Genomic DNA, 17990 nt, shown 5'->3' on the forward strand with positions numbered 1-17990 from the left:
CCGGGCGAGGCCGAGGTTCCGGGGGCGGCCGCAGGGGAACCAATGGCCGTATCAGTTGATCGCCTTGTCGGCCCGGCATCCCGGGCAAAGGCCGTATAGCACCAGCATGTGCTCACGCAGCACAAAGGAATTGGCGGTGGCCACTTCGCGCTGGCGGGCTTCGATGGCTTCGTCGCGGAACTCTTCCACGCGCCCGCAGGCTACGCAGATGAGGTGATCGTGATGGCCGCCTTCATTGAGCTCGAATACCGCGTGATCGGCTTCGAAGCTGTGGCGCAGCAGGATGTTGGCTTGCACGAGCTGGTTAAGCACGCGGTAGATCGTCGACAAGCCGGCATCGACTTCCTGCGCCAGCAGGATGCGGTAGACGTCTTCGGCACTGAGATGCCGGCGCGGGCTGGCGCGGAAGACTTCAAGCACGCGGACGCGCGGTGACGTTGCCTTCAGTCCGGCACGCTTGAGATCAATGGGTTCGATACTGTCGGGAGGCATCAGCATACTGCGGCTTCGCGCCCGGAACGGGCGCATCTATCGGAAAGGAAGGTGCTCCGGCGCGGCCGCGCCGCCTCGCGCTTTGCGCTGACGTACGCCATTGCGTGCCGTAGAAGTGCGGCGGGCGGCTTCCCGGCAGGAAGGCCACCCGCGGCTGCGAGCCGTGCTGGCACGGCTCGCGGAATAAAAAAATGGCTTGGCTTGTCGGCCGAAGAGGCGATCGGGAAAGCGGGGTCTGGTTGCTTTCCCGATCCTCCGGTGACTGGCTACTGCCAAACGCTCCGCGGTACGGAGCGGTCCCCACAAAAGACGGTGATGGATGCCGCGTTGCGACACCACAAAATTCTGGTTGCCGCGGACTTGCCGCCGGCCTTGCTCGTGTCCCTTCCTGTCTCGCGCCGGGGGGGCGTTTTGCTTGCCCCGCGTCAGACAGTGAAGATATAGTAAATGGGAATTAATCTCATTACAAGGAAAATTTTTATCTTGTTTCGAAAGCGGGCGGGGAGCGGCAGGGTGGGCTGTGCGCTGGGAGCGAGAGCCGATAAAACCGTGCGCCAGGCAGCGGGAAAGTCCCCGGCGCACGAGAAGCGCGCGATAACGCATGCGCGGCTAGTGTCCTGCGTCAGAAATTCATTGCATTATTGACACTACGTAGTAGTCTGCGTTGAAGGCACGCAAACGGCGAGGCGGTGATGAGAGGAAGACCAAAGGCGGAACTTGTGTTGAGTGCGGTCGAACGTGAGCAACTCAAGGCGCTGACGATGCGGCGCAAGACGGCACAGGCGTTGGCCTTACGCGCGCGCATTGTGCTGGCTAGCGCTGAAGGCTTGGACAACAAGACCGTCGCGGCAAGGCAGCGTGTCACTCAGCAAACCGTATCGAAATGGCGTGCGCGCTACGTGGCACATCGGCTCGATGGACTGCTCGATGCACCGCGACCAGGGGCACCGAGGACCATCGGTGATGCACAGGTGGATGCGATTATTGCCCAGACGCTCGAATCCGTGCCAGCCGGCGCCACCCACTGGAGCACGCGGAGTATGGCTCGCGCGGCGAATCTATCGCCGTCGACCGTGACGCGTATCTGGCGTGCCTTTGGACTGCAGCCTCATCGACAGGAGACCTTCAAGCTCTCCACCGACCCATTGTTCGTGGAGAAGGTGCGCGATATCGTGGGGTTGTACCTCGACCCACCGCTCAAGGCCATGGTGTTGTGCGTTGACGAGAAGAGCCAGATCCAAGCACTGGACCGTACGCAGCCCATCTTGCCGCTGGCGCCAGGCCTCCCCGAGCGACGCACGCACGACTACATGCGCCATGGCACGACAACGTTGTTCGCTGCGCTGGACATTGCCACAGGAGAAGTTATCGGTGAATTGCATCGCAGGCATCGCAGCAGTGAATTCCTGCAGTTTCTACGCACGATCGAAGCCAACGTGCCACCCACGCTCGATGTGCATCTCGTCATGGACAACTACGGCACGCACAAGACGCCGTCGATCAAGGCTTGGTTCGCTCGCCATCCGCGCTTCCATGTTCATTTCACACCGACCTCTGCCTCATGGATCAATCAGGTGGAGCGCTGGTTTGCGACCATCACTGAACAATACATTCGCCGCGGCACGCATCGCTCAACCCGACAACTTGAGCAAGCCATCCGCCAATACCTTGACCTGAACAACGCCAACCCCAAGCCTTTCGTGTGGACGAAGTCTGCCGATGACATCTTCGCCAGCATCAAGCGATTTTGTCTACGAATTTCTGGCGCAGGACACTAGCGGCGCCGGGCTTGCCGGCTTCTGGCGCCGCTATCTACTGCCTTGTAACGGCCCGCGGGCCTCAGGCGCCCGCGAGCCGGAACGCGCCAACTGCGCGGTGCAGCGCATCGGCCTGGTCTTCAAGCGAGGCCGCCGCGGCCGCAGCCTGCTCCACCAGCGCGGCGTTCTGCTGCGCCATCTGGTCCATCTGCGTGACGGCCTGGTTGACCTGCTCGATGCCACCGGTCTGCTCTTCGGTGGCCGCCCGCATTTCGCCCATCAGGTCGGTAACGCGTTTGACGGCTTCCACGATCTCGTCCATGGCCTGGCCCGCGGTTTCCACCAGTGCCGAGCCGTCGTCCACCCGCTGCGCGGAGTTGCCGATCAAGGCCTTGATCTCCTTGGCGGCGGTGGCGCTGCGCTGGGCCAGGCTGCGCACCTCGCCGGCCACCACCGCGAAGCCGCGGCCCTGGTCGCCGGCCCGGGCGGCTTCTACCGCGGCGTTGAGCGCGAGGATATTGGTCTGGAACGCGATGCCTTCGATCACGCCGATGATGTCGACGACCTTGCCCGAGGCCGCCTTGATATCGCCCATGGTGTTGACCACCTTGCTCACGATGGCGCCGCCGCGCACCGCGATCTCCGAGGCGCCCTCTGCCAGCCGGCTGGCCTGGCGCGCGTTATCCGCGCTCTGGCGCACGGTGCCGGTGAGTTGCTCCATGCTGGCCGCGGTCTGCTCCAGCGACGCCGCCTGTTCCTCGCTGCGCCGCGAGAGGTCGGCGTTGCCGGTGGCGATCTCCCTTGCCGCCCCGGCGATGGAATCGGCCGAGCCGCGGATGCTGCCGATCGCGCCGGTCAGCCGGGTTTGCATTTGCTGCATGGCGAACAACACGCTTTGCTGGTCGCCGGGGGCAGTGTGCACTTCGCTGGCCAGGTCGCCTTCCGCGATACGCGCCGCGATGCGCGAAGTCAGGGCAGGCTCTCCGCCAAGCTGTTTCTGCAGGCCGTTGGCAATGCGCAGCACCACCACGGTCATGAGCGTGCCGATCCCCAGCAGCAGGGCGAGGGATTTGAACAGCGCCTGGCGGAATGCCGCATTGATATCGTCCAGGTAGACCCCGGCGATGAAATTCCAGTCCCACGGCTTGAAATTCGCCACGTAGCTCAGCTTGGGCTGCGGCGCCTCGGCGCCGGGCTTGGCCCACAGGTAGTGCACATAGCCGCGTCCCACGCTCTTGCCGATTGCGGCGATTTCCCGGAACAGGTAGGTCCCGTTCGGATCCTTGGTATCTTCCATGTTCTTGCCGTTCATTTCGGGCTTGAACGGATGCATCACCACGACCGCGTCGGAACGCATTAGCGTGAAGTAGCCGTCTTCGCCAAAGCGCATGGCGCGCACGCGCTCCAGGGCCTGTTGCCGGGCTTCTTCCATCGGCATCTTGCCGCTGCGCGCCAGCGCCTCGTACGACTGCACGACGGACAGCGCGGTATCCGTGACGTGGGCCAGGTCGAGTTTCCTCTCTTCGAGCCGCAACTCGCGCATCTGCCAGGCATCCCACAGCGTCAGCCCGAGCAGGCAGACCCAACTCAGGAGCAATGGCAACAGTAACTTCTTCCTCAGGCTAAGGCGTTCCAGCATTTTTTCTCCCCCCGGTTTTTAGGTATGGATTGACTCCACTCCTCCGCGATAACGGCGCCCGGGAAGGCAAACTTGACGCTATGGCGCTAGGGGATTTCCTCAGGTGTGGAAAGGGATTCAGGGCGATCGGATGTCTCACGTGCACGTCGCCGCACAATAACTTTCACGTCGTGGATATGTGCGCACTCGACCCGGTTGGACAGGCCAATTGCCTGGCGCGTTTAGCGGGCGTCCTTCGGCCGGTCGCCTTTGGGCCAGTCCTTTGCCCTGCCCGCATAATCTGGTCGCGGCTGCTGGGTGAAGTAGGCCGCGACATCCACGGCATCCTGCGCCGATAGCGTTCCGCCCTGGCCGAGCGGCATATTGTGTTTGACGAAGCCGGCTGCCGTGTACATGCGTGCCATGCCGGCACCGACGTTGAACGAGTCCTTGCCCCAGACAGGCGGGAAGATGTAGCCGCCTTGCGGGTTCCTGGTACCTTGGCCTTCCGCTCCATGGCATGAGGCACATTGCGCGGTGTACACCGCCTTGCCATGCACACGGTCCGGCATCAGCGAGGTATCTATTTTTTCGAATCCTCTGCCAGTCACGTTCGTGCCAATCGGGACGCCGGTGGAGAGCCACTTCATGTAGGACAGGATGGCATTCATCTCGGCCGAGTCGAATGGAAGCGGCTTGCCATTCATCGAGCGCTGGAAGCAGTCGTTAATGCGCTCCTGAAGGGAGTTGACCTTGGCGCTGCGGGACCGGTATTCCGGAAAGACGCCGGTGAGGCCTACCCAGGGCGACGCATAGGCCGTTGTCCCGGCATTGAGGTGACAGCTTGTGCAATTCAGGCCATTACCGACATTGCGGGGAAGTTGTTTATGGGTGTCCGTCAGCAACACCTTGCCGCGCTTGATGGCATCGCCCATCGGTCCCTTGGGAATCGATGCTTCGTCAGGCACGGGCATGGCCACGGTCGCCGGTTGTGAAAGTGCTGGCGCGCTGACTGCCGCCAGCAAGGCCATGGCCGCAGTGCCAAGTTTGATGGTGTTCACGAGTGTCTCCTCCGGGAAGGGTGTGCCGATGGGTTTGTCTTTGTATCTTTGTGGATCTGCACTTGGCGTGCTCTCCATCTGTTAATCACTTGCCTAGTGTTGTCATCAACAAGCCCAGGTGGCTCCAGGCTGCAGCGAGCCCCGGGGTTTAAGCCCGTTGCATGCCCGATTTCATTCGCTCAACCACCTCGAAGACGACCATGCCGGCCACCATGGCGGCGACGAAGCCCACGGCCTTCGGATAGCCCGCACCCATTGCAACCAGCGCGGGACCCGGGCAGAAGCCCGCCAGGCCCCAGCCGATGCCGAACGCGGTGCTGCCCAGGACAAGCCTCGGCGTTATCCCGGTGCTGGCCGGGAGTTGGACAGGCAGTCCCAGCAACGAGCGCTTGCGGCGCTTGGCAATGAAAAAAGCGAGCGAGCCGATGACTATCGCCCCGGCCATCACAAAGGCCAGGGAGGGGTCCCAGCGTCCCGCCAGGTCGAGGAAGCCCAGCACCTTGGCCGGATTGGCCATGCCGGAAACCATCAGGCCGATGCCGAAGAGCAGGCCGGCCAGCAATGCAGTGACGGCGGTCATGTCAGCCTCCAATCATGTGTCGTCCTACCAGGACGGTCAGGAAGCCCGCCGCCATGAAGGTCATGGTCGCGACCAGTGAACGCATGGACCCGCGCGAGATCCCGCACACGCCATGGCCGCTCGTGCAGCCGCTTGCGTAGCGGGTACCGATGCCAACCAGGAAGCCGGCGACCAGGATTTCGCCCCAGCTGGCCTGAATGTCGGGAGTTGCCGGCTTGCCAAGCAGGCTGGCGAGGACAGGAGCCGCGACCAACCCGACGAGGAAGGCCACGCGCCACGCCATGTCATTGCGCGGCGAGCTGAGCAGGCCCCCAAGGATGCCGCTGATGCCTGCAATCCGGCCGTTGAACAGGACGAGCACGGCAGCCGCCGCGCCGATGATGAGCCCTCCGGCCAGCGATAAGCCAGGTGTGAAATTACCCAGGTCAATCAACATACCGCCTCCTACTTGGTGTTGGCACAAAACTGCTCATACAGCACAGCCATGACGGCAAGCGCCTCCTGGCTGGCAATGGAATAGAAGATGCTCTTCCCCTCGCGGCGCGTTGTCACCAGACCGTTTTCGCGGAGCACGGCGAGTTGCTGCGAAAGCGTCGGTTGCCGGATGCCGAGCTGTTCTTCCAGTTCGCCGACGGATAGCTCGTTTTGGGACAGCTGGCACATCAACAGCAGGCGGTCTTGATTTGCGAGCACCTTGAGCAGCGCGCAGGCTTGCGCTGCGGCGGCTTGCATGGTGCCAAGGTCGATGGCCGGATGGTTCTCGCTCATAGGTTGTCTTCAATTTCAATATTGATAGTATATTGAACGATATATTGTTTGTGAATAGAATGTGCTGCGTCCAAGGAGGCAAGCATGCAACCGACCATTCAACCGTTCTTCGACCCCGCGACCTGGACTGTGACCTATGTGGTCTACCAGGAAGGGTATCCAGAGTGCGCCATTATCGACTCGGTGCTGGACTATGACCCCAAGGCGGGGCGGACTTCGACCGCGAGCGCCGACAAAATCATCGCCTTCGTGCGCGAGTGCGAGTTGCAGGTGGCGTGGATTCTGGAGACGCATGCCCATGCCGACCACCTTTCCGCAGCGGCTTATCTCAAGCGTCATCTGGGGGGCCGTATCGCCATCGGTCAGTACATCTGCAGCGTACAGGGTGTCTTCAAGAAGCTCTTCGGCCTGGAACCGGAATTCCGGCTCGACGGATCACAGTTCGACCACCTGTTTGAGGAGAACGAGCAATTTGCCATTGGCGGCTTGACTGGTCAGGCAGTGCATGTGCCTGGCCACACCCCTGCAGACATGGCATATCAGATTGGGGATGCAGTCTTTGTCGGCGACACGCTCTTCATGCCAGACGTCGGTACAGCCCGCTGCGACTTTCCCGGGGGCGATGCGCATGAACTGTACCGCTCCGTTCGCAGGTTGCTGGACCTGCCTGCCATTACCCGTCTCTTCATGTGTCACGACTATCCGCCCGAAGGCCGTGGGCCAATGTGTGAGACGACCGTCAGAGCCCAACGTGAAGGCAACATCCACGTGCACGATGGCGTGAGCGAGGAACAGTTCGTCGCCATGCGCCAGGCGCGCGATGCGACGCTGGCCATGCCGACACTGATTCTGCCTGCGGTGCAAGTCAATATCCGTGCCGGGGAGTTGCCGCCCGCCGAGGCGAACGGTGTGCGCTATCTCAAGATTCCGCTCAACGCTATTTGACGCACCCGAGAGTGGAGTCCGTGTACGCGTGCAAGACACGGTAAGGCGCCTCCATACCGTGATGGTGACACGCTCTCATCAGCGGCATGGCCCTGCCGGCCTTTGCGCATTACTCCGCCACAGGAGCGCTGCATATCCGGTCGCCCCCTGGGCTTGTCGAGCCGCCAGCAGCGTCGACTCGCCTCGATGACTGAACTGTTGTTCTGCATCAAGGCTCTCCAAGCGGGGAGAACTATCCTTTCCATAGCGAAGTGATGTCGCGATTGCGCGTCGTGACTTGCGGCGCCGATTTCAGATTGGGAGCCGATCGTCTGCCGGCAGCGTCCTCGAGTGAGGGCGCCAGGCGAAAAGGCGGCCGCTTGCCAAACAAGGAGAGGAAGATGAAGAAAGCACTCATGGTGGCGGTGTTATATGCTGCCGCCGTCCTCTCAGCCACGCCCGCGCTTGCCCAGCAAGCCAAACCAGCCGCGAAGGGCGCTCCGGCGGCACAAGCGCAACCCAATGTCACCGAGTTCGACAAGCAGATGGCGCAGGTTCAGGAAAACATGGGAAAGATGCAGGAGCAGATGGATAAGATCCGCCAGACGCAGGATCCGAAGGAGCGCCAAAAGTTGCTTGACGAGCACTGGGCGACCATGCAGAGCACGATGGGCCTGATGCACGGCATGTGGGGCCGGGGGATGATGGGTATGAGGGGAGGCCACCTGATGGGCGGCCCTGGCGGCCACCTGATGGGCGGTCCGATGATGGGCTGGGGGCAGTTGGGGAACTACTACTCGCAGCTCACTCCTGAGCAATTGAAGCAGCGGCAGTACATGATGGACCAGTACATGGGCATGCAACAGTTGATGATGAACAATATGATGCAACACCACCAGTACATGTGGATGCAGCCTCTCCGCCAACAGTGAGGGCATGCCGTGCGGCGGCTACAGACTACGTACTCCGGCATAGCGTGTTTTCTGACGCGCTGTCGCGGTCTTTCAAAGCTCACTCGTCGCTTGCGAAGCTCCTGAACTTCTCAGCCATGGAGTTGAATGTTCAGTCCGCGCTGCTGCTGGGATATGTTGTCCATGGAGGCCTACCAATCGCATCTTGTTTCGGAGGGAGTGCGTAGCCCGCAGTGGCTCGTTGTCGAACACAGGACACGCGCAGGCTGGCGCCGATGTCCGGCAGATTATCTCTGCATACGCTCGCGGCGGTTCGGTGGAGAGCATTCACCAGTACGGAAACCCGAGCAATTCGCCAAGGTTCCCTGCAAAGTTTGCCTGACGGCTGCAACGCGGTGGCGCTGCGATTAGCCGGCGTTATTCAATCCAGACGGCATCGGTGTCCCTCAGTAGCCGGCAGGCCGGAATAGAGTCTCCAGGACTAGTTGCCCTTGCCTCCAGCCGCTCGCGTTCCCCTGCTGGCAATTCGTCCGATTCACACTGGCAATATAGGTTTCGCTGCCTGAAGACCGTCTCTGGGAATCCGGCGGCCAGTGCCGCGTGCGACGTGACGGCAACGCTCTCGTGCCCACTGTACTTGACAAATGGATGCCGGCTTTCCGTCCCCAGCCGCCCTGGTTCTGCCGCATCTTGCCCAGCCGGATCAGCAGCTTGAGCCGGGACCCCCGGCGCCTGTCGGGTACCACCCGGTATTGCGGCAGCACCCTGGGAGGCCGGGACGGGCACCAACTCCAGCCAGCAACAACAACCGTGCGCCTGTAATGGAACGTAACCACCAGCCATGCGTCGCGTCATTGCGGTTTCAAATGAGAACCATTATCCTTTCGCCTATTTGCTGAAGCCGCCACCCGAGACCGGGGAACATGGCGGCTGAGGCAGGCTGACAAGTGTGGCGCCAGGAAAAACAGGCCGCCGGGCGCCGGAAAATCGACATGACCGAAACATCGCTGGGGGCAAGCCAGCAGCAGCGGGCCTTCTGGCTCAAGCACCTGCATCAGTGGCACTGGATCAGCTCGGCGCTTTGCCTGATCGGCATGCTGCTGTTCGCTGTCACCGGCTTTACGTTGAATCACGCCGGCCAGATCGAGGCTCGCCCGCAAGTGGTCACTCGCACTGCGACCGCGCCGGCCAGCCTGACGGCTGCCTTGCGCCAGGCCCGGCATGCCGATAAGGGTCCGGTGCCCGCGGCGCTCGGCGACTGGCTCGCGCGGGAATTCGATATCGACGCGGGCGGCCGCGAGGCCGAGTGGTCGGGCGATGAGATCTACGTCGCGCTGCCCCGGCCGGGTGGCGATGCCTGGGTCAGCCTGGCGCTGGACAGCGGCGAGGTGCAGTACGAGAAAACCACGCGCGGCTGGATCTCCTACCTGAACGACCTGCACAAGGGCCGCAACACCGGCCGCGCCTGGAGCTTGTTCCTGGACGTGTTCGCCGCGGCCTGCCTGATCTTCAGCATCACCGGGCTGTTCCTGCTCAAGCTGCATGCCGGTGGCCGCATGGCGACCTGGCCGCTGGTCGGGCTGGGCCTGGTGGTGCCGCTGCTGCTGGCCCTGCTGTACATCCACTGAGCGGCACCGCCAGCGAGCCGTTGCCTTTAACGATCGCTTTCACCGTTTCAAAGTTCACAGACGAGGACCCGTTTATGCGCCGATTGCTTACCGTCACCCTTACCGGCATGGCCGCGGTTCCGTTCGCCAGCCCGGCCGTGGCGGCCGAAATGAACGTCAAGGTAGAGATTCCGCGCCTGAACGTGGCGGAGTACCACCGGCCCTATGTCTCGATGTGGATCGAGCGGGCTGACCAGAGCCCGGCCGCCACGCTGGCGGTCTGGTACGACGTCAAGCACAAGGACGGCGAAGGCACCAAGTGGCTCAAGGACATGCGCCAGTGGTGGCGCAAGGCCGGGCGCGATATGCAGATGCCCGCCGATGGCATCTCCGGCGCCACGCGCGCAGCCGGGGAGCACACGCTCACTTTCACCGATGCCAAGTCACCGCTGGGCAAGCTGCCCGCTGGCGACTACCAGCTCGTGGTGGAAGCCGCCCGCGAGGTCGGTGGCCGCGAACTGCTGCGCGTGCCCTTTGCATGGCCGCCGAAGGCAGCCGCCTCGGCCAGGGCAAAAGGCGAGCATGAACTCGGTGGCGTCTCGGTCGACCTGAAGCCCTGAGCCCCCCATTCCCTAGGAGCATGACGATGAAGACTTTCGCCACCAAACTGCCCGTCCGGGCCGCCGTGCTGGCTCTTGCCGCGCTGATGCCGCTGGCCGCCCACGCACACCGCCAGTGGCTGTTGCCGTCGGCCACCGTGCTCTCGGGCAGCGACCCGTGGGTGACGGTCGACGCAGCCGTGTCGAACGACCTGTTCTACTTCGAACACGTCCCGCTGCGCCTGGACAACCTCGCCGTGACCGCGCCGGACGGCGCCGCGGCGAAAGTCGAGAACGCCAGCACGGGCCGCTACCGCAGCACCTTCGACGTACACCTGACCCAGCCGGGCACCTACAAGGTAGCCATGGTCAGCCATGGGCTGTTCGCCAGCTACAAGGTGGATGGCCAGGCCAAGCGCTGGCGCGGCTCGCCCGAAGCCTTCGCCAAGGAGGTGCCGGCCGGCGCTCAGGACCTGCAGGTGACGCAGGCCGACAGCCGCCTGGAAGCCTTCGTGACGGCGGGCAAGCCGACCGCCAAGGTGTTGCAGACCACCGGCCGCGGGCTGGAGCTGGCGCCGGTGACGCACCCGAACGACCTGGTCGCCGGCGATGCCGCCAGCTTCCGCCTGCTGCTAGACGGCAAGCCCGCCGGCAACGTCAAGGTGGCGGTGGTGCCGGGCGGCATCCGCTATCGCGACCAGTTGCAGGAGATGTCGTTCACCACCGACGTGGACGGCAAGTTCAGCGTCAAGTGGCCGGCGCCGGGCATGTACTGGATGGAAGCCGAGGTCCGCGACGACAAGGTCGCGGTCAAGGAAGCCAAGACGCGCCGCGCCAGCTACGCGGCCACCGTCGAGGTGCTGCCGCAGTAATCGCTGTCGACAGCAGGCCGCCGGCCGGGCCTTCGTCCGGCTGGCTGCGCAAGCCCCGGGCCGCCGGTGCGCTTTTTGTGTTCCCGTAGTTTCGCTTTCATCGTCTTTCCAGGTTCACCCGCATGCAGCGTGTCCTCGTTCCCCTTTCGCTTGGCGCCGCCCCGCCCGCGCCCGATGCGGCGGCGCGCCTTTGCCGGCGGCAGGGCGAGACCATGGGCACCACATGGTCGGTAGCATGGGCCGCGCCGCCTGGCGCCATCGGCGAGGACGCGCTCGACGCCGGCATCCGCGCGGTGCTGGCCGGCGTGATCGCGCAGATGAGCAATTGGGACGAAACCTCGGACCTCAGCCGCTTCAACCGCGCCGCGCCGGGCGACTGGCAGGTGCTGCCGGCGGACTGCTTTGCCGTGCTGCAAGCCGCGCTGCAAGTTGCGCGCGATAGCGGCGGTGCCTACGATCCCAGCGCGGGGCCGCTGGTGGACCTGTGGGGCTTCGGCCCGGCGCCGCGGCGCAGCGAGGCGCCGGCGCTGGCCGAGATCGAACAGGCGCGCGCGCTGTGCGGGTGGCAGCGCATCGATCTCGACGAGGCCGGCTGCCGCGTGCAGCAGCCGGGCGGCCTCCGGCTGGATTTCTGCTCCATCGCCAAGGGCTTCGGCGTGGACGCCGTGTCGCGCTACCTGAGCGGGCAGGGCATCGGTAGCCACCTGGTCGAGATCGGCGGCGAGTTGCGCGGCCACGGCGTCAAGCCCGACGGGCTGCCGTGGTGGGTGGCGCTGGAAACGCCGCCCGGCGGCGGCGCGGCAGGCCACGAGACGCTGGTGGCGCTGCACGGCCTGTCGGTCGCCACCTCGGGCGACTACCGCCGCTACTTCGACAGCGAAGGGCGCCGCTACGCCCACACGCTGGACCCGCGCACCGGGTATCCGGCCAGCCATGCGCTGGCCTCGGTCACGGTGCTGCACCCGCAATGCATGCTGGCCGATGCGTTCTCCACCGCGCTGACCGTGCTGGGGCCGGAGGCTGGCATGGTGTTCGCGCGCCGCCATGCGCTGGCCGCGCGCTTCCTGATCCGCCATAGCGGCGGCTTCGACGAACGCCTGTCGCCGGCTTTCGAGGCCATGCTGTCATGAGCCCGCCGGATACCGCTGCCTCGTTACCGTCCGAAGCGCCCGCCGCGCAGAGCGCGCGCACGCAGAGCCACGCCAGCCGCGCCGAGCGGCACATGCGCGCCATCCGCATCGCGATCGCCCTTGGCATGCTGGCGGGCCTCGCCGGTCTGGCCCTCGCCTTCCTCGCGCCGACCCGCGCGGGCATGGCCGCCGGCGTGGTCATCGCCTACGCCGGGTTCTGCGCGGCCGTGATCGCCCGGCACCGCCGCCGCCACGCGCGCGCCGGTCTGCTGGCGCAAGCCAGGGATGGCGCCACGCTGGTGGCCTACGCCAGCCAGAGCGGGTTTGCCGGGCAGCTTGCGCTGCAGACCGCGCAGGCGTTGCAGGATGCCGGCGTGCCCGCGCAGTTGCTGTCCTTCGCCGAGCTGGATGCCGGCCGGCTTGGCAACTGCCGCCAGGCCTTGTTCGTGGTCAGCACCACCGGCGAGGGCGATGCGCCCGACAGTGCGTCGGGCTTCGCGCGCCGGCTGACGGCGGCGGCCGGCCCCGGCGGCCTGCGCGAACTGCGCTACGGCATTCTCGCGCTCGGCGACCGCAGCTATGCCCATTTCTGTGCCTTCGGCCACACGCTGTCGGCATGGCTGCAGCGGCAGCACGCGCAAGCGCTCTTCGACATGGTGGAGGTCGACAACGGCGACGCCGGCGCGCTGCGCCACTGGCAGAACCACCTCAGCGCACTCAGCGGCGGCGCGGAGATCGCCGACTGGGAAAAGCCACGCTACGCAGAATGGCTGCTGCACGAGCGCCGCCTGCTCAACCCGGGCAGCCCCGGCTCGCCGGCCTTCCACCTGGCGCTGGTCCCGCCGGCGGGCGATGCGCCGTCATGGCAAGCCGGCGACATCGCCGAGATCGGCCCTTGCCACGCGCCGGCCGAAGTGGAGCGCGTGCTGGCAAAGCTCTCACTCGAAGGAGCCACGCCGGTGCGCTGCGACGGCATGTCGACCACGCTGGCGCAAGCGCTGGCAATGCGCATTGTCCTGCCCGAGCCGCATCTTGCCGCGCTCGCCGGGGTGACCCCGCAGCGGCTGGTGGATACGTTGCCGCTGCTGCCGCACCGCGAGTATTCGATTGCCTCGATCCCGCAGGACGGGCGGCTGGAACTGCTGGTGCGCCAGCAGCGCCATGACGATGGCCGCCTCGGCCTGGCCTCCGGCTGGCTGACCGCGCATGCGCAGCCGGGCGCCGGCATTGCGCTGCGTATCCGCACCAACCGCGGCTTTCATCCGCCCGCCGACGACCGCCCGCTGATCCTGATTGGCAATGGCACCGGCCTGGCTGGCCTGCGCGCGCATCTCAAGGCGCGCGCGGCGTGTGGCCACCATCGCAACTGGCTGCTGTTCGGCGAGCGCACCGCGCAGCACGACGCCTTCCACCGCGATGAACTCGCCGCATGGCAGGCCGAAGGGGTCTTGCAGCGGATGGATCTGGTGTTCTCGCGTGACGGCGGTGCCCTGCATTACGTGCAGGACGCGGTGCGCGCGTCGGCCGGCGCAGTGCACGAGTGGGTCGGAGCGGGCGCGGCCATCTACGTTTGCGGCAGCCTGCAGGGCATGGCGGGTGGCGTCAACGAGGTGCTGGCCGGGGTGCTGGGCGAAGAGGCGCTACTGCAACTGGGCGAGCAAGGCCGCTACCGGCGCGACGTTTACTGAAGACGGATCGCGTCACGGCTGCGCCATGCCGGCCTGCCTGTCAGGCGGTGTCCGCCGTCACCTCCATCAGCGCATCCACCACCACCGCCCCGCCCGCGCTCACCATCACCGGGTTGAGATCGATCGAGCGGATCGCGCCGTTCGCCTCATGCATCAGGTTGCCCACGCGTACCGCGATCCGGCACAGCGCGGCCACGTCCACGGCAGGCTCGCCGCGCACGCCCGCCAGCAGCGGCGCGATGCGCAAGCCGGCCACGGCGCGCTCCACCGCGGCTTCGCTGCAGGGCGCCAGCAGTACCGCCGTGTCGCGCAGCACCTCCACGTATTTGCCCCCGTCGCCCACCAGCACCACCGGCCCGAATATCGGGTCCCAGTGCGCGCCCACCATGCATTCGCGCTGGCCGCGCTCCATGCGCGCCACGACCACGCCTTCGCCAGCCGCGCCGAGCGTTTCCAGGATGCCGGTCTGCGCGAGATAGGCATGCGCCACCGCGTGCTCGTCATTGCAGTTCAGTGCCACCAGGCCATGCTCGCTCTTGTGCGGCACCTGTGGCGAGCTGGCCTTGACGGCCACCGGCCCCTCCAGCGCGCGCCATGCCGCCACTGCCTCGTCCACGCTGTGGCACAGCCGGTGCGCCACCACCGGGATGCCGGCCGGCGCCAGGCGCGCGAGGCTCGCCGCCTCGCTCAGCGTGTGGCCGGCAACACGCAATGCAGCCCCCGCAGCCGGTGGCTGGTGCGCCTGCAACAGCGTGTCTTCCGTGGCGATGTCGCGCAGCCGCTGCTGGTGCGTGACCAGTTGCGCGAAGGCCGCCAGCGCCTCGGCCCCGCTCGCGTACACGGGCACGTTGACGGCGCGGAAGGCGGCCGCCACCGGGGCCTGCCATGCCGCGACGGCAATCGGCTTGCCGGCGCTGTCGGCAAAGCTGGCGGCATCGCGGGCGAAGCGCGGCAGGTCGTAGCCCATCCCGGCCACAGGGATATCGAGCAGCAGCAGGTCGGCCGAGGGGTCCGCCGCCACCACGGGGAGCACGTCGCCAAACAGCCCGCTGTTGGTCAGCAGGGCAGCGGTGACGTCGACCGGATTAGCGGTGGACGCGAACCCTGGCAAGCGCGCGGCCAGCGCCGCCTGGGTGGCCTGCGCCAGCGGTGCCAGCGACAGGCCGAGCGGGTCGGCGGCGTCGGCGGCCATCACGCAGCTCGCGCCGGAATTGCTCACCACCACCAGCCCCCGCCCGCTGGCCTGCCAGCCGCGCAGGTACAGCGGCGCGCAGCGCACCAGCGCATGCGCGTCGTCCACGCGGCAGATGCCGTGTCGCGCGAGGAATGCTCCCACCGCGCGGTCCTCATTGGCGATGGCGCCGGTATGCGAGGCCGCCGCGCGCTGCCCCGCGCTGGAGCGGCCCGCCTTGACCGCCACGATGGGCACGCCGCGCCGGCGCGCCACCGCGGCGGCTTCGGCCAGCACCGCGGGGTCGGTCAGGCCTTCCAGGTAGAGCAGGATCAGCCGCACATCGGGATCGCGCGCCACGGCCAGCGCCAGTTCGCTTACCGTGATGTCGGCCTCGTTGCCGGTGGCGTGCATATGCCGCACGCCGATGCCCTGTCCGCGCAGCAGGCCGTAGACCATGGCGCCGACGCCGCCGCTCTGGCTCACCACGGCCACCGGGCCGTCCTGTGGCGGCACTTCGATAAACATGGTGGAGAAGCTGGCAATGGTGCCGGTGCCGAAGTTGGCCAGGCCCTGGCTGTTCGGCCCCACCAGGCGCAGCCCGGCAGCCGCCGCGACGCGCACCATTTCGTCCTGCTGGCGGCGGCCCTCCTCGCCGGCTTCGCCGAAGCCCGAGGCAATCACGATGGCGGCGGCCACACCCAGGCGAGCGCAATCGCGCACCGCGGATACCGCCGCGTCGCCGCTCACTACGACGATGGCCAGTTCGGGCACTTCGGGCAGCGCATCGAGCGAGGCAAAGGCGGGCAGGCCCTGGATGGTGTCGCGCTGCGGGTTCACCGGGTAGAGCTTGCCGGCGTAGCCATGCTCGCGCATGTAGTGGATGGGACGGCCGCCGATCTTGTGGATATGGTCGGACGCACCGATCACCGCGATCGAGCGCGGTGCCAGCAAGGCTTGCAAGGTCTGGTTCATGATGATGCGCTCCAAAAGCCAAGGCCGGGAGCGTGGGCGCGGGGCGTTGCCAGCAGCACGGCGGCAAGCGCGATCCTGCCAGCCGGCAGGGCGAGTGCGGGCCGCCGAAGCGGCAAGGTTCGGTTCATGTCGGTCTCCTGGATGGGTCTGTGGCCGGCTTGCGCGGCTACGTCATGCGATGCGGCTACTCGCGCCGGAAGCGCAGCAGCGTGCGCTCGCCGTGGCGCATGAAGCCGGCCCGCACGCGCTCGCCGATGGTCACGCCAGGCTCGGCATGGGCCATGACGCGCGGGCCTTCGTCGAGTGTGGCCAGCACCAGTGTGTAAGGCGCCAGCGCGCGGAATTCTTCAGTAGGGGCGCGTGAGACTTCGGTGATGGAATGGATGGTGGCGCCGCCGCCCGCATCGCGCCAGGCCAGCCGCGCGCTGCCGCAGGCGCGGCACGCGTGGCGCTGCAGCGGTTGCCACGCGCCGCAATCCTCGCACGCCTGGTAGCGCACGAGGCCGGCGTCCAGGCCTGCCTGGTAGGGATGGCCTGTACTCATGACAATGTCCTAGGCGAGTGCACCAAATGCAGCGCTGGTTCGCTCCGCTCTCCCGCTTGCGGAGGAGGGGACGGCGGAGAGGGCGGGCGCGCGCAAGAGCAAAGACGCTCACTGCCAGCGAGCCAGTCAGCAGGCATTGCAGGCGCTCTCATTTCGCCTCCAGCACCAGGCTCACATGCGACGAGAGCACGCCCCCGTCCGCATGAAACAGCGCGCGTTTGCGCGCCGGCACCTGTCGCGTGCCCGCCTTCCCCGCAAGCTGCCGCATGGCTTCCGCCAGATGCATCAGCCCGCCCGCGACGCCCGAATGTCCGAACGCCAGCAAGCCACCGTGCGTGTTGAGCGGCAGCGCGCCGTCGCGGCCGAAATCTCCCGCCGCCAGCCGCGCCGGCGAAGCACCGCGCCCGGCTACGCCAAGTTCCTCCAGCAGCATCGCCAGCGTGATGGTGAATGAGTCGTAGATCGCCAGGTAATCGATCTGCGCCACCGTGTTGCCGGCTTCCGCCAGCGCGCGCCGCGCGGCATCGGACGCGCCGGTGGCCAGCACGCTTTCCAGCGTGCACAGGTGCTGGTGGCGATGCGCCTGGCCCGCGCCGGTCACGCGCACCGGGGTGCCGCTGCCCGGCTCGGCGGACACCACCAGCGCCACCGCGCCATCGGAAATCGGGCAGCAGTCCGACAGCCGCAGCGGCGTGGCGATGGGCCTGGCGGCGCGCGCCACGTCCAGCGTCATGGGCTCGCGCAGGTGGGCGTCGGGATGGCTCGCGGCATGCTCGCGCATCAGCACCGCGAAGCCGCTGAGCGCGTCGGCGTGCATGCCCGTCTCGGCAAGATAGCGCGAAGCCAGCAAGGCGTAATACGCCGGCACGGAGGCACCATTTGGCACTTCCATGTCCGGCTCGCCAACCTGCGCCAGCGTCTGGATCGACTGGTCGCGGCTCTGGCCGGAGAGGCGGTTCTCACCGGCCACCACCAGCACATGGCGGCAGCGGCCCGCGCCTACCAGCTCGCGCGCCAGCATCGCCATGACGCCGCCGGTCGCGCCGCCCGAGGCCACGCCATGCGCATAGGCGGGATCGAGCGACGCATACTCGCAAAAGCGCGTGGCCAGCATCAGGTGGGGCAGCGTGGTGGCGTAGCCGCACAGCACGCCGTCGATATCGGCGCGGGCCAGGCCCGCGTCGGCCAGCGCGGCGTCGGTGGCTGCCGCCATCAGCGTCAGCGGCGTGCTGCCCTCGATACGGCCAAAGCGCGTATTGCCCGCGCCGCGCAGGTAGGCTGCGTGTTGCATGA

General features: G+C 66.4%; 18 protein-coding genes. 9 read left to right on the forward strand and 9 right to left on the reverse strand.

Translation table 11 applies throughout. From position 1 onward, the window contains the following. Positions 1–51: 51 nt before the first annotated feature. On the reverse strand, positions 52–498 hold the full coding sequence (gene fur / locus ACZY0R_RS07710) for a ferric iron uptake transcriptional regulator (RefSeq protein WP_276286337.1): 447 nt from the start codon (positions 496–498) through the stop codon (positions 52–54). Positions 499–1184: 686 nt separating this feature from the next. Between fur and ACZY0R_RS07715 the strand changes: the two genes are divergently transcribed. Further along, positions 1185–2270, forward strand: coding sequence for an IS630 family transposase (locus ACZY0R_RS07715; RefSeq protein ID WP_488857140.1), 1086 nt, complete (start codon positions 1185–1187; stop codon positions 2268–2270). A 61-nt stretch (positions 2271–2331) separates the two neighbouring features. Here the strand turns inward: ACZY0R_RS07715 and ACZY0R_RS07720 are convergent, their stop codons facing one another. The 5 genes from ACZY0R_RS07720 to ACZY0R_RS07740 all read right to left on the reverse strand — a co-directional run bounded on the left by ACZY0R_RS07720 (position 2332) and on the right by ACZY0R_RS07740 (position 6276). Continuing rightward, on the reverse strand, positions 2332–3888 hold the full coding sequence (locus ACZY0R_RS07720; RefSeq protein ID WP_488857850.1) for a methyl-accepting chemotaxis protein: 1557 nt from the start codon (positions 3886–3888) through the stop codon (positions 2332–2334). Between the two features lie 221 nt (positions 3889–4109). Then, positions 4110–4928, reverse strand: coding sequence for a c-type cytochrome (locus ACZY0R_RS07725; protein ID WP_488857852.1), 819 nt, complete (start codon positions 4926–4928; stop codon positions 4110–4112). A gap of 148 nt (positions 4929–5076) precedes the next feature. Then, a complete protein-coding gene (locus ACZY0R_RS07730; RefSeq protein ID WP_488857853.1) occupies positions 5077–5508 on the reverse strand; it encodes a DUF6691 family protein in 432 nt (143 codons plus the stop codon). A 1-nt stretch (position 5509) separates the two neighbouring features. After that, positions 5510–5944 (reverse strand): YeeE/YedE family protein, encoded by a 435-nt coding sequence (locus ACZY0R_RS07735; protein WP_488857854.1) that lies wholly within the window; start codon positions 5942–5944, stop codon positions 5510–5512. Between the two features lie 8 nt (positions 5945–5952). Beyond that, entirely contained in the window at positions 5953–6276 is a 324-nt protein-coding gene (locus tag ACZY0R_RS07740; RefSeq protein WP_488857855.1) for a metalloregulator ArsR/SmtB family transcription factor, read from the reverse strand. Between the two features lie 84 nt (positions 6277–6360). On the opposite strand from ACZY0R_RS07740, the gene ACZY0R_RS07745 reads away from it, so the two are divergent. The 8 genes from ACZY0R_RS07745 to ACZY0R_RS07780 all read left to right on the forward strand — a co-directional run bounded on the left by ACZY0R_RS07745 (position 6361) and on the right by ACZY0R_RS07780 (position 14007). Beyond that, on the forward strand, positions 6361–7221 hold the full coding sequence (locus tag ACZY0R_RS07745; RefSeq protein ID WP_488857856.1) for an MBL fold metallo-hydrolase: 861 nt from the start codon (positions 6361–6363) through the stop codon (positions 7219–7221). Between the two features lie 380 nt (positions 7222–7601). Continuing rightward, the gene (locus ACZY0R_RS07750) at positions 7602–8132 is read left to right on the forward strand and encodes a hypothetical protein (RefSeq protein ID WP_488857857.1); all 531 of its coding nucleotides are present in this window, start codon (positions 7602–7604) and stop codon (positions 8130–8132) included. 162 nt (positions 8133–8294) lie between these two features. After that, on the forward strand, positions 8295–8522 hold the full coding sequence (locus tag ACZY0R_RS07755; protein ID WP_488857858.1) for a hypothetical protein: 228 nt from the start codon (positions 8295–8297) through the stop codon (positions 8520–8522). 581 nt (positions 8523–9103) lie between these two features. Further along, positions 9104–9739: a PepSY-associated TM helix domain-containing protein gene (locus ACZY0R_RS07760; RefSeq protein WP_488857859.1), complete on the forward strand. Its 636-nt coding sequence runs from the start codon at positions 9104–9106 to the stop codon at positions 9737–9739. A gap of 74 nt (positions 9740–9813) precedes the next feature. Next, the gene (locus ACZY0R_RS07765; protein WP_488857860.1) at positions 9814–10338 is read left to right on the forward strand and encodes a DUF2271 domain-containing protein; all 525 of its coding nucleotides are present in this window, start codon (positions 9814–9816) and stop codon (positions 10336–10338) included. A gap of 26 nt (positions 10339–10364) precedes the next feature. Next, a complete protein-coding gene (locus tag ACZY0R_RS07770; protein WP_488857861.1) occupies positions 10365–11189 on the forward strand; it encodes a DUF4198 domain-containing protein in 825 nt (274 codons plus the stop codon). A gap of 122 nt (positions 11190–11311) precedes the next feature. Beyond that, entirely contained in the window at positions 11312–12319 is a 1008-nt protein-coding gene (locus tag ACZY0R_RS07775) for an FAD:protein FMN transferase (protein ID WP_488857862.1), read from the forward strand. Positions 12320–12444: 125 nt separating this feature from the next. Further along, positions 12445–14007 carry a sulfite reductase subunit alpha gene (locus tag ACZY0R_RS07780; protein WP_488859566.1) on the forward strand — a complete coding sequence of 521 codons (1563 nt, stop codon included), beginning with the start codon at positions 12445–12447 and terminating at the stop codon, positions 14005–14007. Positions 14008–14047: 40 nt separating this feature from the next. Here ACZY0R_RS07780 and ACZY0R_RS07785 read toward each other — a convergent pair whose 3' ends face one another. From ACZY0R_RS07785 to ACZY0R_RS07795, 3 genes are all read right to left on the reverse strand, one after another. Continuing rightward, entirely contained in the window at positions 14048–16153 is a 2106-nt protein-coding gene (locus ACZY0R_RS07785; protein WP_488857863.1) for an acetate--CoA ligase family protein, read from the reverse strand. A 184-nt stretch (positions 16154–16337) separates the two neighbouring features. Continuing rightward, positions 16338–16697, reverse strand: coding sequence for a Zn-ribbon domain-containing OB-fold protein (locus ACZY0R_RS07790; RefSeq protein WP_488857864.1), 360 nt, complete (start codon positions 16695–16697; stop codon positions 16338–16340). A 148-nt stretch (positions 16698–16845) separates the two neighbouring features. Beyond that, the gene (locus ACZY0R_RS07795; protein WP_488857865.1) at positions 16846–17988 is read right to left on the reverse strand and encodes a thiolase family protein; all 1143 of its coding nucleotides are present in this window, start codon (positions 17986–17988) and stop codon (positions 16846–16848) included. Positions 17989–17990: the final 2 nt, after the last annotated feature.

This window comes from Cupriavidus sp. F041, assembly GCF_057814235.1.